Source organism: Morococcus cerebrosus, from assembly GCF_022749515.1.
GTDB classification, from domain to species: Bacteria; Pseudomonadota; Gammaproteobacteria; order Burkholderiales; family Neisseriaceae; genus Neisseria; species Neisseria cerebrosa.
Genome location: NZ_CP094242.1, coordinates 721,556 through 736,250, shown reverse-complemented (window position 1 = coordinate 736,250; position 14,695 = coordinate 721,556). Strand labels below are relative to the sequence as shown.

At 54.1% G+C, this 14,695-nt stretch carries 13 protein-coding genes; 11 read left to right on the top strand and 2 right to left on the bottom strand.

The genetic code is table 11. The features are described from left to right. Positions 1-80 precede the first annotated feature (80 nt). Positions 81-1,262: an efflux RND transporter periplasmic adaptor subunit gene (locus MON37_RS03375; protein WP_039407568.1), complete on the bottom strand. Its 1,182-nt coding sequence runs from the start codon at positions 1,260-1,262 to the stop codon at positions 81-83. Between the two features lie 320 nt (positions 1,263-1,582). On the opposite strand from MON37_RS03375, the gene MON37_RS03370 reads away from it, so the two are divergent. The 9 genes from MON37_RS03370 (at position 1,583) to waaF (ending at position 10,562) form a co-directional block, all read left to right on the top strand. Next, on the top strand, positions 1,583-2,014 hold the full coding sequence (locus MON37_RS03370) for a type IV pilin protein (RefSeq protein ID WP_039407570.1): 432 nt from the start codon (positions 1,583-1,585) through the stop codon (positions 2,012-2,014). A 126-nt stretch (positions 2,015-2,140) separates the two neighbouring features. After that, positions 2,141-2,890: a hydroxyacylglutathione hydrolase gene (gene gloB, locus MON37_RS03365; RefSeq protein ID WP_039407572.1), complete on the top strand. Its 750-nt coding sequence runs from the start codon at positions 2,141-2,143 to the stop codon at positions 2,888-2,890. Between the two features lie 199 nt (positions 2,891-3,089). After that, on the top strand, positions 3,090-4,229 hold the full coding sequence (locus MON37_RS03360) for a hypothetical protein (RefSeq protein ID WP_039407574.1): 1,140 nt from the start codon (positions 3,090-3,092) through the stop codon (positions 4,227-4,229). Between the two features lie 12 nt (positions 4,230-4,241). Beyond that, positions 4,242-5,036: an SDR family oxidoreductase gene (locus MON37_RS03355; RefSeq protein WP_039407577.1), complete on the top strand. Its 795-nt coding sequence runs from the start codon at positions 4,242-4,244 to the stop codon at positions 5,034-5,036. A gap of 176 nt (positions 5,037-5,212) precedes the next feature. Further along, positions 5,213-5,785: a ubiquinone biosynthesis accessory factor UbiJ gene (locus tag MON37_RS03350; protein ID WP_039407578.1), complete on the top strand. Its 573-nt coding sequence runs from the start codon at positions 5,213-5,215 to the stop codon at positions 5,783-5,785. A 21-nt stretch (positions 5,786-5,806) separates the two neighbouring features. After that, positions 5,807-6,697, top strand: coding sequence for an NAD(+) kinase (locus MON37_RS03345; RefSeq protein WP_039407581.1), 891 nt, complete (start codon positions 5,807-5,809; stop codon positions 6,695-6,697). 212 nt (positions 6,698-6,909) lie between these two features. Further along, positions 6,910-8,526, top strand: coding sequence for an FAD-dependent 5-carboxymethylaminomethyl-2-thiouridine(34) oxidoreductase MnmC1 (mnmC1, locus tag MON37_RS03340; RefSeq protein WP_039407584.1), 1,617 nt, complete (start codon positions 6,910-6,912; stop codon positions 8,524-8,526). 322 nt (positions 8,527-8,848) lie between these two features. Then, entirely contained in the window at positions 8,849-9,445 is a 597-nt protein-coding gene (locus MON37_RS03335) for an excalibur calcium-binding domain-containing protein (protein ID WP_242883761.1), read from the top strand. A gap of 94 nt (positions 9,446-9,539) precedes the next feature. Beyond that, the gene (waaF, locus tag MON37_RS03330; protein ID WP_039407590.1) at positions 9,540-10,562 is read left to right on the top strand and encodes a lipopolysaccharide heptosyltransferase II; all 1,023 of its coding nucleotides are present in this window, start codon (positions 9,540-9,542) and stop codon (positions 10,560-10,562) included. Positions 10,563-10,568: 6 nt separating this feature from the next. Here waaF and MON37_RS03325 read toward each other — a convergent pair whose 3' ends face one another. Next, positions 10,569-10,784 carry a hypothetical protein gene (locus MON37_RS03325; RefSeq protein WP_039407594.1) on the bottom strand — a complete coding sequence of 72 codons (216 nt, stop codon included), beginning with the start codon at positions 10,782-10,784 and terminating at the stop codon, positions 10,569-10,571. 306 nt (positions 10,785-11,090) lie between these two features. On the opposite strand from MON37_RS03325, the gene MON37_RS03320 reads away from it, so the two are divergent. Both MON37_RS03320 and MON37_RS03315 read left to right on the top strand, forming a co-directional pair. After that, positions 11,091-12,350 (top strand): glutamate-5-semialdehyde dehydrogenase, encoded by a 1,260-nt coding sequence (locus tag MON37_RS03320; RefSeq protein WP_039407598.1) that lies wholly within the window; start codon positions 11,091-11,093, stop codon positions 12,348-12,350. A 279-nt stretch (positions 12,351-12,629) separates the two neighbouring features. Then, positions 12,630-14,681, top strand: a complete 2,052-nt coding sequence (locus MON37_RS03315; RefSeq protein WP_039407601.1) for a calcium-binding protein — start codon at positions 12,630-12,632, stop codon at positions 14,679-14,681. Positions 14,682-14,695: the final 14 nt, after the last annotated feature.

Sequence of the window (14,695 nt, the reverse complement as noted above, 5' to 3'; positions counted from 1 at the left end):
ATAATGATGTATGGAGTGGAAAGGTCGTCTGAAAGGGGATTTTGCCAAGAAACAAAACTTTCAGACGACCTATTGCCTATTTATCTCGGCGGACCGCCCTGCATGGCGCGTTGTGCCGCTTCAGCCTGCTCCGCCGCGCTCATTTCCGACATCACCACCTTGTCGCCTTCTTTCAAACCGCTTTTGACTTCGGTATTCATACTGTCTTTCAGACCGACCGTAATCTCGCGTTCCGAAGCTTTACCGTCCGCGCCCAAAACGCTGACAAACGATTTGCCGTCGTGTTTTTTAATCGTCAGCGTCGGCACGAGCAAAACGTTTTTCACGCTGTTGATTTCAATCGTATTCTGCGTCGTCATACCGATGGAAAGTTTGCCGTCGGGATTAGGCACCAACGCGCGGGCGTAGTAGTAAATCGCATTGGAAGTCGTGTCCGTGCTGGTGGTATAGCTGCCCAACGACATCGTGGTCAAGCCCGGGTCGACGCTGTCGAGCTTCGCCTTAATCGGCGTATCCGGTTCGGACAAAATCGTAAACGAAATGTCCTGCCCCGCTTTAACCTTGGTAATATCGCCTTCGGCAATCTGCATTTTGTTCAACATCGTATCCAGATTCGCCAATTGGATAATCGTCGGCGTGGACTGCACCGCGTTCACGGTCTGCCCTTCTTCCACCGGAATCGCCACCACCGTACCGTCCATCGTCGCAGTAATGCGGGTATAGCCCAATTCCGATTCGGCGGTATTGATGGAAATTTTGGTTTGCTTGATGGAAGCCTTCAGCTCGGCAACGTTTGCCTTAGCCGCGGCCAGCGCATCCTTCGCGCTTTCCAAATCCTCTTTGGACGTCGCGTTTTCCTTCCACAAAGCCGCCTCGCGCTTGTATTTCTTCTCTGCGCTGTTCAGCGCGATTTCGGCGGAAACCAACTTCGCCTGATACGTTTCCAGCTTGGATTTTTCCGTATTCAGCGTGTTCACCTGAGTGGTCGAATTGATTTCCGCAATCAAATCGCCTTTTTTAACCTGCTGCCCGAGCTTGACGTACAGCTTCTTAATCTGCCCCGAAGCCTGCGCGCCCACCGACACCAAATTCGACGGCGAAATCTCGCCCGTAGCGGATACCGTCTGGCTGATGTCGCCGCGTTTGACCGTTTCCGTGATGTAAGAAGTTTGAGGTTCGGGCTGGAAATAAGACCACGCAGCAAACCCAAGCACCGCAGCAACCGTTATTCCAACCGTCCATTTATTAATAATTTTTGCCATAACTGACTTTCTGATTCATCCATTTCATCTGTTCAATCCGGCACCCGATTCATGTCGCATAATCCCAACACTTATCCGCCGAAAACGCTGAAAACGAGCGGATTTTACTGCAAGCCTTTACTCCAGCCAAGTCAACGGCAAATCAAATAAAATCATAATAAATTGTTTTATAATCATTTTATAAAAAACCATTTCCAAGATATTGCAACGCATTTACATATTTTCCCAATCCTGAAATTTATCCAAACATTCAAAATGGGAGAAAAGAACTATAATTGCAGTCTGAATTCCCGCCCATACAATAAAAATTACGACATATCATGAAAAACACATTACAAAAAGGCTTCACGCTGGTCGAGCTGCTCATCGTCATCGTCATCCTCGCCATCCTGGCCACCCTCTCCTATCCTTCCTACGAACGCTTTATCCGTAAAAGCCGTTTGGAGAACGTCCGTTCCGAGCTGCTGATCAACGCCAAAAACCTCGAACGCTTCTACGCGCAAAACCGTACGTTTGAGAAGTTCCCGGCAACAGACCTGGTTCAAAACGAATACTTCACCATCCAGTTTTTCAACTATCAAAACACCCCAGAAGAGAAAAAGAATCCGTCCGCCTCGGGCTTCCTGCTCGAAGCCAAGCCGAATGACGGATACAAAAGCAAAGAGACCTGCTCCGTCTATCTCGACAGCGACGGTATCTTTTGGGCAAGCAATGCAGATTGCCCCGGATATGAACACATAGATCAAAAATAATCCGAACCCTCTGCCGCTATTTTTATCCGTTCATACAAAAGGTCGTCTGAAAACTTGTTCAAGATTTTCAGACGACCTTTTCATCATCAGCTAAAATCTGCTATTTCCAAGTCAGAAAACCACATCATGAAAATCACCCCCGTCAAAGCCCTAAACGACAACTACATTTGGATGATTCAAGACGGCAACCACGCCGCCTGCGTCGATCCGTCCGATGCCACGCCCGTTTTGGTATTCCTCGTCCACAACCGCCTGATGCTGGCGCAAACGTGGGTTACCCATCTGCATCATGACCATATCGGCGGGGTCCAATCCCTTAAAAACGGTTTTATGGAATCGCCCGTGTACGGCGAGGCGGATATTGACTTGGCAACGCATACGGTTACGGCGGGTACGCAGTTTCCCTTCGGCGACGGGCTGGTTACCGTGTGGGCGACGCCCGGCCATACCGACCGCCACGTCAGCTATCTTTTGGAAAACGCCGAAGGTTTACACGTTTTCTGCGGCGACACATTATTCTCTGCCGGCTGCGGCAGGGTGTTTACGGGAACGATAGAAGAGTTGTACGACAGTTTCCAAAGATTCAATCAGTTGCCCAAAGACACGCTATTTTATCCTGCGCATGAATACACCGCCGCCAACCTGCGTTTCGCCGAATTTATCGAACCGGAGAATCCCGATATTCAAGCGGCTTTACGCGCGGCGGAACATACGCCGACCCTGCCCGTAACCCTTGCGCATGAACGCAAAATCAATCCGTTTTTACGGGTCGATTTGCCCCAAGTCCGCGAACGGGTTGAGGAATTGGCAGGGAAGCGATTGAACAACGGTTTGGAAGTGTTCGCGGCGCTGCGGGAATTGAAAAACCGGTTTTAGGTCGTCTGAAAACTCAATCCAGCCAATTCAAACCAAAGCAATTGATCCCTTATCCCGTCGCTGTATAAACACAGACGGGAATGACAGCCCTTTTATTTCAATCGGCCATAAAACCTGCGTTCCACTCTATTGCAGGGATTTTGAACATCTTTGCCCCGATAAACTATAATCGGCACATTCAGACGACCTTTCCCAAGCCATGACCCGACAAGTTTTCATCCTAGGCGACCAGCCGCTCCCCGAAGGCAGCAGTAAGCCCTATGCGCTTTTGACGGCGAATCCGACCAAGGAACACCACTATATCGCCCAAACTGAACAACGGCAGCATGCGCACAATCCCCAAGTCAGTCCGCAAAACCAAAATGTTTACCGGCTACCCCTATCCTTGTTTGGCACTCATCCCCATCAGCCGCATGATGAAAGGAAAAAACGCAAACACGCCGCCAAACCGGCCGCCCTGCCCGAAGTGGCAAGCGTCAACATCATCGGCAATCTGGCGGCAAAAAACCTCTACACGCTGACTTTCGTTGAAAACACCGGCAACCAATACAACCTCGAAAGCTGGTTTAACCGCCACGAAAGCGGCTACGAAGATGCCTGCGAACACCTGCGCACGCTGCCCGGATGTCGTCTGAAAACGAGCGAAGCGAGTTTCGCTAAAACGAGCAGAACGTGTTTGAATCAGACCGATTCAGTCAAAGTCCCCGATGCGCTGTGGCGCGTGCTGCGGCTCAAATTCCTCGGCATTTTGCGCAATCCCCGCAACCATCAAAACCCGTTTGCCTACCGCCTGCTTCAAGTCCTGCGTTCACGGCTCCCCGAAGCGGGATTCGAGTTCGTCAGCCTCATCAGCCGCCGCGACCCGAAACGCATCGAATCCATCATGCAGGATTTCCATTTTTCCTTTCTCGGCTATGTCAACTGGCTCTCAGGGCTGTATGGCATGTTGAGCGAAGGCGTTTCACAACCGTCGCTGTTTGAGCGGTTGTTCTGCGCCGTTTTTGCCGAACCTCAAGCCGTGAAAATCGAGCTGTTCCGCTATCCCGACGATACAGGGCTGTGCCTCTTCGGCGACAGCGGTTTCTGCCTTCAGGCATCGTCCGAACTCATCAGCATCGGCGTCAATATTTCCCACGATATGTTTGCCGTCGTCCACCTGCAAGCCGCACGCTGGCACGATTTTAAAAATACTTTCCATCATGACGCGCCGAAACTGCAAGGCAAAGTGAAGATTATCGACGGCGACCAAACCCAACGCGTCATGTTCAACCGGCTCTGTATCCGCCAATCGCACGAAGCCGTGTTCGGCAGAAGCCCGAACGTAAAAGACTACATCTGAACCATCAACAGCATGAATACTTCCCCCGACGCATCTATCTTAGGCCTAGGCTACCTCGGCCGTCCTTTGGCGCAGAAACTTTACGAAAACGGCAGCCGCGTCGCCGCCGTCAAGCGCAGCCTGACTTCGGACGATATTAATCTGCCCATACACCTCGACACCCTCGACCTCAATCAAGACAGCGTGTTTCAAAGCACGAACCTTGCCCGCGATACAAGCTTTTGGCAGCACCACGCCGACAAACCCGTTTGGTTCTGCCTTTTGCCTCCATCCTCGCTGACGCATTACGCCGATACCGTCAAACAATGGGCAGAACTTGCCCGAGCGTGCAATGTGCAGCATCTGATTTTCACCAGCAGCACCAGCGTTTACGGCGATAAAGCGCGGGAATGTGACGAAACTTCCGCACCCGATCCGCAAACCGAGTCCGCCCGCCAAATCGTCGCCGCCGAGCAATACCTGCTCGACAGCGGCGTGCCGAATATCGACATCCTGCGGCTGGGCGGGCTTTATTGCACCGAACGCCATCCCGTCAGCCGCCTCGTTCAAAAGCAAAACATTCGGGGCGGCAACCAGCCCGTCAATATCGTCCACCGCGACATCGCCGTCGAAACCCTGTTTCAGACGACCCTCCATCCAAACGGCAAACGCATCCGCAACATCGTCGAACCGCGCCACCCGACCCGCCGCGATTTCTACACTGCCGAAGCCGCCAAACTCGGTCTCCCACCGCCCGATTTCGCGCCCGACGGCACCGGCGGCGGCAAAATTGTAAATACCGTTTCCGCCGACGGATTAAGCCTGTAAAATTGGCGCTCCGCAACCGTTTCAGACGACCTTTCGGCAGCGGCAAAACCAAAACCAAAAAACACAGTCTTACTTAACGTAGTGAGTCGACAAAATCAGGATAAGGCGAAACATCGCCGCACAAATCAAGTTCACCCACTATACAACCCCAAGCCCGAAAGTATCGAGAACACCCTATGTCCGCCCTATTTCCCGTTATCAACCACCTGATACAGCAAAATCCGGAACATCAACAAGACCTGTCCCGCCTGTCAGGCAAAACCCTGAGCCTCAACCTCGCCGGATTCGGACTGACCGGACGCATCAATCACGACGGCTTCCTCGAAACCGCCGACCAACCCGCCGACACCCTCATCACCTTCCACCAAAGCGCCATCCGCAAAATCCTGACCGGACAAGAACCCGGCGTCGGCGACATCAGCCTCGAAGGCGACCTCATGCTCGGCATGACCGTCCTGCCCATACTCGGCAGCCTGCGCTACTACGCTTCAGACGACCTTGCCCGCATCTTCGGCGACTCACTCGCAGGCAGCATCAGCGAACGCGCCGCCAACATCGGGCAAACCGTCAAAAAAATCGGACAAAGCATAGCCGAGCAAATCAGCGACTTTTCCCGCGAACCCGAATCCCCCGTTATCGACGCCGCCACCCTGTCCGTCTGGATGGAAGAAGTGGACAAACTGCGCGACGACGTCGCCCGCCTCAACGAACGCCTCGACCGGCTCGAACGCGACATCTGGATAGACTAATTTTCAGACGACCCCATGCCTATGAACAGCCCGTTTCACAACATCGGTATCGTAACCCGCCCCAATACCCCCGAAATCCAAAACACCGCCCACACCCTCATCCACTTCCTGCAGGGACACGGCCTCACCGTCTATCTGGACGAAATCGGCATAGAAGAACGCTGCATCTATGTTCAAGATACCGTCGGCTGCCACATCGTCAGCAAATCCGACTTGGGCAAACACTGCGACCTCGTCATCGTCCTCGGCGGCGACGGCACCTTCCTCTCCGTCGCCCGCGAAATCGCCCCCCGCGCCGTACCCGTTATCGGCATCAACCAAGGGCATTTAGGCTTCCTCACCCAAATCCCCCGCGAAAACATGACCGAAGAGCTGCTGCCCGTCCTCGAAGGCAAATACCTGCCCGAAGAGCGCATCCTCATCGAAGCCGCCCTCGTCCGCGACGGACAAACCTTCCACCGCGCCCTCGCCCTCAACGACGCCGTTCTCTCGCGCGGCGGTGCCGGACAAATGATAGAGTTCGAAGTCTTCATCAACCAAGAATTCGTCTATACCCAGCGTTCCGACGGCCTCATCGTCTCCACCCCCACCGGCTCCACCGCCTACTCCCTTGCCGCCGGCGGCCCCATCATGCAGGCAGGCTTGCACGCCTTCACCCTCGTGCCCATCTGCCCCCAATCCATGACCAACCGCCCCATCGCCATTCCCGACACCTCTGAAATCGAAATCCTCGTTACCCAAAGCGGCGACGCCCGCGTCCATTTCGACGGACAATCCTTCATCGACGTACAAAACCTCGACCGCATCATCATCCGCCGCTACCACAACCCCCTGCGCATCCTCCACCCCACCGACTACCAATACTTCCGAACCCTGCGCCAAAAACTGCATTGGGGCGAACAGCTCGTATAAACACCAAAGGTCGTCTGAAACCCGATTGCCAAGTTTTCAGACGACCTTTAATAACCATCCGTTCAAATCCCAAATACGCATATCCCGTCATTCCCGCGCAGGCTGGAATAACAAAATTCATCAATCATTTACACTAAAAATTGATGATAAAAGACGATAAAAATTACTGAGATACTTTTATCCGTTTCCCCACTTTTTCAGACGACCCCGCCATGCCCATCCTCGCTTGGAACACCCCGCCCGCCCCCGCCGAACTTGCCCGCGTGATCGAAACTCATCCCGCGCCGCTGCATCTGGTTGCCTGTCTGAGCGAAAACCGCATGCCCAATTTTCCTTTGTCCGATGCCCCGACCGAGTTGGAAGGTCGTCTGAAAACCCGCCTCGACCAAGCCGTGAAATGCCTTCAGTTCAACAGCGTCAACTTTCTGGAAAACCTGTTGCCCGACGTGCATATCTGGCTTGTCCCGCCGCACCGCGCCGACAGCCTGTACGAACATTTCGCCCCTATCGAATGGCAGACCGAAGCCGTACCGCAAGCCGCGCCCAAGCCCGTCAAACCTTGGTTCAGACGACCTCAAGCCATCACCCCGCCCGAAAGCGCGCTGGTTATCGGCGCGGGCATTGCCGGAGCAGCGACCGCGCGTAAACTGGCGGAACACGGCGTGCGCGTTACCGTTTTGGAAGCGGGCAAAGCGGCGCAAGGCGGCAGCGGCAACCGCCAAGGGCTGCTCTACGCCAAAATCTCGCCGCACGACACCGAGCAGACCGAACTGCTGCTGGCAGGCTACGGCTACACCCGCCGCCTGCTGCAAGACCTGTTGCCCGATTCCGACGCATGGGGCGGCGACGGCGTGTTGCACCTCAATTTCGACGAAGCCGAACGCAAACGCAATCAGGCATTGGGTTTGCAGCAGCATCACGCCCACCTTTACCGTAGCGTGTCCGCCGACGAAGCCGCGCAAATCGCAGGTATAGACGTCTTTTCAGACGGCCTCTACTGGCCTCAGGGCGTATGGCTGAACCCGCCCGCCGTCGTCCGCGCCTTGCTGAATCATCCGCTGATTGCGTTGCACGAAGACACGCCCTTATCCGCTACCGAATACGACGGCGTAAACTGGATGGCACACACACCGCGCGGCAGCTTCAGCGCAAGCCACATCATTTACTGCATGGGCGCGCACAGCCCGAACGCCGCCGATGCCAACGTCTCCACTCTGCCTTTCCGCCAAATCCGCGGACAAACCAGCGTAGCGGCGGCAAGCGGTTTTTCCAAACGCCTGCGCTGCGCCCTATCCGGCGAAAGCTACATCAGCCCGAGCTGGCAAGGGCAACACTGCTACGGCGCAACCTTCGTCCTCAACAGCAACGACGACGCTTGGCATCTGCACGAAGAAACCGCCAACCGCGCCGCCCTGCAACAACTCAACCCGCCATTGGCGCAATCATTGTTTGAGCAAAACCCGCTTCGTTCGGTTTCAGACGACCTCTCTGACCCGCCGCAAGGACACGCCGCCCTGCGCTGCGACAGCCCCGACCACCTGCCCGTCGTCGGCGCGCTCGGCGACATCGCCGCCATGCAGACCGCCTACGCCAAACTCGCGTTGGACAAAAACTACCGCCTCGACAACGTCCCCTGCCCCTACCTGCCGAACGCCTACATCAATACCGCCCACGGCACGCGCGGCCTCGCCACCGCCCCCGTCTGCGCCGCCGCCATTGCCGCCGACATCCTCAGCCTGCCCCAGCCCCTGTCCCAACGCCTGCGCACCGCCCTGCACCCCAACCGCGCCGTCATCCGCGCCATCGTGCGGCAGCAGCCTTTGCTTTGATGCATCGCACAGGTCGTCTGAAAGCGAGCGAAACGGGTTTACCCCAAACATGAAAACAAGTTTTCAGACGACCCCGGCACGACAACAACAAAGCACCCATAAAATCATAAAAATATTAACAACCTGTTTTCAAAAATATCTTTCTTAACTTTAAAACCCGAAATTTACATATAAATATCAACCCCTCCCCTTGTTCATTTATATATTTCGTTTAAAATACCGACCTAAACAACAACTATTCTATATAGATAAAATGCGTCATTACGGAACCATCATCCGCTGGAACGACAACCGGAAGTTCGGAGCCATCCGGGAAGAAAACATGGGTAAGGAAATATTCGCCCCGCTCTCCGCCTTCACCACACTGCCGCACCCGCCCGCCGAAGGCCAGCGCGTATCGTTTGAAATCATCAAAGGCAGACGCGGACGTGACGAAGCGGAAAACATCTGCTTCGCTTCCGACTGCATCGGCGAAGCCGACTTTTTCGCCCCCGAGCCCGAGCCTTTTAAAGCAGCCTTTTCCAAACTCCTGTGGATCATCCCCGTCATTGCCCTCTTGGCCGCAGGCGGATGGTTCGGCTGGAACTATTGGCAGGAATACCGCCGTCAGGTACAGGAAACAACGGCGGCTGCACCGGTTACGATGGTGTCCGAAGTTGCCGAAAAGATGAAAGCCGAACGCAAGGCATGGAAAGACGCGGCAAGCGGGCGTACTGCTTTCAAACACGGTTCAACTGCTTCAACCGGCTCCGCTGCCACCACCGACACTACCACTGCATTCAAATGCGACGGTCGTCAGCACTGTTCCCAAATGAACTCTTTGGAAGAGGCGGAATTTTTTATCAAAAACTGCCCAAACACCAAAATGGACGGTGATCATGACGGTATTCCGTGCGAAAACGACAGCCGTTGGCATTAATCGCCACAATGCAAAAAGGTCGTCTGAAAATGTTTTTCAGACGACCTTTTTAAATCGGCTACAATATCGCGCAATACAAACCTACCCTACCACCATGTCCAAAAAAATCCTCATCATCACCCCGAGCTGGATCGGCGACTGCGTCATGACCCAGCCGCTTTACCGCCGCCTGCACGAACTCCATCCCGGCTGCACCATAGACGCATTCGCACCCAAATGGTCGATGGCGGTGTTCGAGCGTATGCCCGAAATCAGCCGCGTCATCGAAAACCCGTTCGGACACGGCGCGTTGGAACTGAAAAAACGCTGGCGCATCGGGCGCGAACTGGGTAAACAAGGTTACGACCAAGTTATCGTCCTGCCCGGTTCGCTCAAATCCGCCCTCATCGCCTTCGCCACCGGCATCAAACAGCGCACCGGCTACGTCGGCGAATCGCGTTATTTTTTATTGAACGACATCCGCAAACTCGACAAAGCCGCCCTGCCCCTGATGGTCGACCGCTACACCGCCCTCGCCCATCCGACGCAGGCGGACTTCAACGGACATTCCGATAACCCGCGTTTCACCATTTCCCCCGAAAGCCGCGCCGCCGCCCTTGCCAAATACGGCTTAAACACGAACAAACCCGTTCTCGCCTTCTGTCCGGGCGCGGAATACGGCCCCGCCAAACGCTGGCCCGCGCGCCATTTCGCCGAACTCGGCCGCCGCTATCTGGCGGAAGGTTGGCAGGTTTGGCTGTTCGGCTCGCAAAAAGATTTCGACATCGCCGAAAAAATCAACCGCCTTTCAGACGACCACTGCACCAACCTCTGCGGCAAAACCAACCTTTCCGAAGCGATTGACCTGCTCTCCTGCGCCGACACCGTCGTCTGCAACGACAGCGGCCTGATGCACCTCGCCGCCGCCCTAGACCGCAAACTCGTCGCCGCCTACGGCTCGTCCAGCCCCGACCACACCCCGCCCTTGAGCCAAAAAGCCAAAATCGTCAGCCTGCACCTCGAATGCTCGCCCTGCTTCAAACGCGAATGCCCGCTGGGACACACCGACTGTCTGAACAAACTCACGCCGGACATGGTTCAAAAAGCAGCAGAGGAATTGGCGGAAACGGAATCCTAATAAACATCAACCGACAATCCTGTAATCAGCAGTAAGACCATACGACAAAAGGTCGTCTGAAACCTGCCTTCCAAAACAGATTAAAATGGCAATACCCACGCCGTCATTCCCGCGCAGGCGGGAATCCAGAGTCTTGAAGCCGTACCAATCTTTAAACATTAAAATCAAAGTCTGGATTCCCGCCTGCGCGGGAATGACGGTATAGAGATTTCTTATTTTCATTCACCCTATCTTTTCAGACAGAAGTAGCGTGGGCTTTGCCCACGAAATCCACCCATTCCCGATACGGTGTTTATCCACCATCGTTATTCCCGCCCCTGCCTATGCAGAAGTGGGAATAACTGCCCGATTTACTGCCGCCTGAAACCCACTTTCAAATTTTCAGACGACCTTTCCACCATTGACCTCGAAACTCCATACTGCCGCGAAACAAACCGAAAGTTAGCTGCCTTCACCCTGTTTTGTATTGAATTCCCGTTCAGACGACCTTATCATCAACCCATTCCCACCTTCCTCCGCAAAAACACCATGCAAAACATCCAAGACTACGTCCGCCGCACCGCGTCCGCCGCCAAGCAGGCTTCCTATATTGTTGCCGCCGCCGAAACCGCGCAAAAAAACGCCGCGCTCCTGCGCGCCGCCGAACTGATCAAACACCATCAAACCGCCATCCTTGCCGCCAACGCTCAAGATATGGAACAAGCCGCGCAGAAAGGTTTAAACGACGCCCTGCTCGACCGCCTGCGGCTGACCGAAAAAACCATAGATGCCATGTGCGAAGGTTTGCGCCAGATTGCCGCCCTGCCCGACCCCGTCGGCGAAATGGACGAATTCCGCACCCGCGAAAACGGCCTGCAAATTGGCAAAATGCGCGTACCTTTGGGCGTTGTCGGCATCATTTACGAATCCCGCCCCAACGTAACCGTCGATGCCGCCGCCCTCTGCCTCAAATCCGGCAACGTCTGCGTCCTGCGCGGCGGCAGCGAAGCCTTCAACAGCAATATGGCGCTTTCCAAACTGATTACGCAGGCGTTAGTTGAAAACGGCCTGCCCGCAGCAGCCGTCAGCCTGATTGAAAACACCGACCGCGAAAGCGTCGGCGCCATGCTGCAAAGTCCCGAGTTTATCGACGTCGTCATCCCGCGCGGCGGCAAGTCGCTGGTTTCCCGCATCGCCGCCGAAGCCCGCGTGCCCGTCATCAAACACCTCGACGGCATCTGCCACGTCTATATCGACCGCGCCGCCGACGCCGAAAAAGCCGTCAACATCGCCTTCAACGCCAAAACCTCGCGCTACGGCACCTGCAACACCATGGAAACCCTGCTCGTCCACCAAAGCCGAGCCGCCGAAATCCTACCCGTATTGGCGGAAAAATATGCCGCCCGCGACGTCGAGCTGCGCGGCTGCCCGCGTACCCTGTCCATCCTGCCCCACATTCAGACGGCCTCCGAAGAAGACTGGGACACCGAATACCTCGCCCCCATCCTCTCCGTCAAAATCGTCGACAGCCTCGAAGAAGCCGTCGCCCACATCAACACCCACGGCAGCCACCACACCGACAGCATCGTAACCGAATCCTACACCGACGCCCGCACCTTCCTGCGCACGATCGACAGCGCCAGCGTTATGGTCAATGCCTCCACCCGCTTCGCCGACGGCTTCGAATACGGCCTCGGTGCGGAAATCGGCATTTCCACCGACAAAATCCACGTCCGCGGCCCCGTCGGCCTACACGGGCTGACTTCGCAGAAATGGATTGTGTTGGGCGACGGACAGGTACGGTCGTAACTCCTTCGCTTCCTTGAGTGATAAAACGGCAAAAGGTCGTCTGAAAAACAGTTTTCAGACGACCTTTTCTGTTTTACTTTCCCTATTATCCATACACCTAATTATTTCTAATTTTAAATTAACATATTAAACAATATCTTAAATTACTATATCTTCTACATTATTGTTTTCCCCGATACAATCGACATCATGCCATATAAGAAAAATCTATTTAATGTCAAATAGATATAAATTTTTATTATTCACTCTTTCCATCCATTTTTCCACAGGAGAACTATTATGGCTGATACATTGCTTTCTTTAAAAAACAACCAATCCGTCGTTATTACCGGTACGGACCGTAATGATACTTTATATGGTAGTACGGGACATACCATATTCTACGGTGGTTTAGGGAACGATACTTACTACAGTAAAAATGCGGGCGATACCATCATCGAGCGTGAAAACGAAGGCCGCGATCTAATCTATAGCAGCACCGACTTTACCTTACCGGAACATGTCGAAGATCTGAAGTTGCAGGGCAACAGTATGTTAGGTATCGGCAATGATGCAGACAATGTTATATCGGGCAATTCCAACGGCAACCGTCTATATGGCAAAGGCGGCAATGATCTGATGCTTGGCGGAAATGGCAACGATTATCTATGGGGCGACGATGGTGATGACCGACTTGGCGGACTAGGCGGCAACGACGTTCTGAATGGTGGAAGCGGAAACGATTTTCTATCTGGGCATGACGGGGAAGATATCTTATATGGCGGTACGGGTATGGACACCATGCTCGGAGGAAAGGGAAACGATACTTTCTATGTAGATAATATAAAAGATACAGTCGTCGAAGACGCAGATGCAGGCTACGATACGATATACAGCAGTGTTACCTATACCGCGCCAACCCACGTTGAAAAACTGATTTTAGAAGGTAAAGACAATATCTTCGGCTTTGGCAACAATGCCGATAACAGCCTTATCGGCAACAGCGGCAACAATCGCTTGAGTGGCGGGCGAGGTAGCGACACGCTCTATGGCATGGAAGGTAACGACCTATTAATGGGTGGTGATGATCGCGACGAACTTTACGGCGGACAAGGTGATGACATCCTGCGCGGCGATGCAGGCAACGACCTGCTCGACGGAGGCTATGGCAACGATACTTTAGACGGCGGCAGCGGTGCAGACACTATGGCCGGCGGCTTGGGAAATGATGTCTATCATGTTGATAATGTGAACGATACGGTTATTGAGGAAATGAACGGCGGTATCGACACGATTTACAGCAGTGTTACCTATACCGCGCCAACCCACGTTGAAAACCTAACGCTAACAGGCAACGACAATACCTTCGCATTCGGCAACAACGCCGATAATATTCTGACGGGAAACAGCGGCAATAACCGATTAAGCGGAGGACGCGGCAGCGATACGCTATACGGCAACGAAGGCAACGACCTGCTGATGGGAGGGGATGATAGAGATTTCCTATACGGCGGTAACGGAGACGACATTCTTCGCGGCGACGAAGGTAACGACCTGCTTGATGGTGGCAGTGGCAATGATACTTTGGACGGAGGCAGCGGTGCAGATACCATGTCTGGTGGGTACGGGAATGATATCTACCATGTAGATAATGTCAAAGATACAGTTACTGAGTGGTGGGGAGAAGGTGTCGATACGATATATAGTAGTGTTTCCTACACAATCCCAACCTACGTCGAACACCTGACCCTGACCGGCAGCAACAACACTTTCGGCATCGGCAATTACGGCGACAATACCATTACCGGCAACAGCGGCCACAACCAATTAAACGGGGATGGTGGCAATGATACCCTTTACGGCATGAGTGGAGACGACCTGTTGTCGGGCGGCAGCGGGAACGACTATCTCTACGGCGGCGACGGAGATGACAGGCTGAATGGAGGAGACGGGATCGATTACCTCCACGGCGGCGACGGCAACGACTACCTCACAGGCGGTTCGGGCAGCGATACCATCGTTACAGGTGCAGGTAAAGATACCGTCGCTTTCTCCGCCTCAGACATCCGCGACGGCAGCATAGATCGTATTACCGACTTCAACCCTTATATGGACAAGCTTGATCTGTCCGGTATGCGTTCCCTGCTAAGCGGCAGCGAGGCAAATGTGAGCTGGTCGGAACTGTTCGTCAAAAATCCTTATTATTACGACACCGGACGTTCTTACCTCGTCTTCGACTCTGTATCTCAAACCCTCGCCTACCGAGCGGCAGGTGCAAGCAGCAATACCGTGTTCGCCAAATTTGACGACAGTCAGGCAGCTTGGTTGAGCGCTTCCAATATCATCGGCTAAGCTGAGGCAAACCG

What these genes read in the sequence shown, in the direction of transcription:
- MON37_RS03350 (WP_039407578.1), top strand. Translation starts at nt 5,213, where the DNA reads ATGTCCGCCCTATTTCCCGTTATCAACCACCTGATACAGCAAAATCCG.
- MON37_RS03320 (WP_039407598.1), top strand. Translation starts at nt 11,091, where the DNA reads ATGCAAAACATCCAAGACTACGTCCGCCGCACCGCGTCCGCCGCCAAG.
- MON37_RS03355 (WP_039407577.1), top strand. Translation starts at nt 4,242, where the DNA reads ATGAATACTTCCCCCGACGCATCTATCTTAGGCCTAGGCTACCTCGGC.
- MON37_RS03335 (WP_242883761.1), top strand. Translation starts at nt 8,849, where the DNA reads ATGGGTAAGGAAATATTCGCCCCGCTCTCCGCCTTCACCACACTGCCG.
- MON37_RS03315 (WP_039407601.1), top strand. Translation starts at nt 12,630, where the DNA reads ATGGCTGATACATTGCTTTCTTTAAAAAACAACCAATCCGTCGTTATT.
- MON37_RS03370 (WP_039407570.1), top strand. Translation starts at nt 1,583, where the DNA reads ATGAAAAACACATTACAAAAAGGCTTCACGCTGGTCGAGCTGCTCATC.
- waaF (WP_039407590.1), top strand. Translation starts at nt 9,540, where the DNA reads ATGTCCAAAAAAATCCTCATCATCACCCCGAGCTGGATCGGCGACTGC.
- mnmC1 (WP_039407584.1), top strand. Translation starts at nt 6,910, where the DNA reads ATGCCCATCCTCGCTTGGAACACCCCGCCCGCCCCCGCCGAACTTGCC.
- MON37_RS03375 (WP_039407568.1), bottom strand. Translation starts at nt 1,262, where the DNA reads ATGGCAAAAATTATTAATAAATGGACGGTTGGAATAACGGTTGCTGCG.
- MON37_RS03345 (WP_039407581.1), top strand. Translation starts at nt 5,807, where the DNA reads ATGAACAGCCCGTTTCACAACATCGGTATCGTAACCCGCCCCAATACC.
- MON37_RS03325 (WP_039407594.1), bottom strand. Translation starts at nt 10,784, where the DNA reads ATGAAAATAAGAAATCTCTATACCGTCATTCCCGCGCAGGCGGGAATC.
- MON37_RS03360 (WP_039407574.1), top strand. Translation starts at nt 3,090, where the DNA reads ATGACCCGACAAGTTTTCATCCTAGGCGACCAGCCGCTCCCCGAAGGC.
- gloB (WP_039407572.1), top strand. Translation starts at nt 2,141, where the DNA reads ATGAAAATCACCCCCGTCAAAGCCCTAAACGACAACTACATTTGGATG.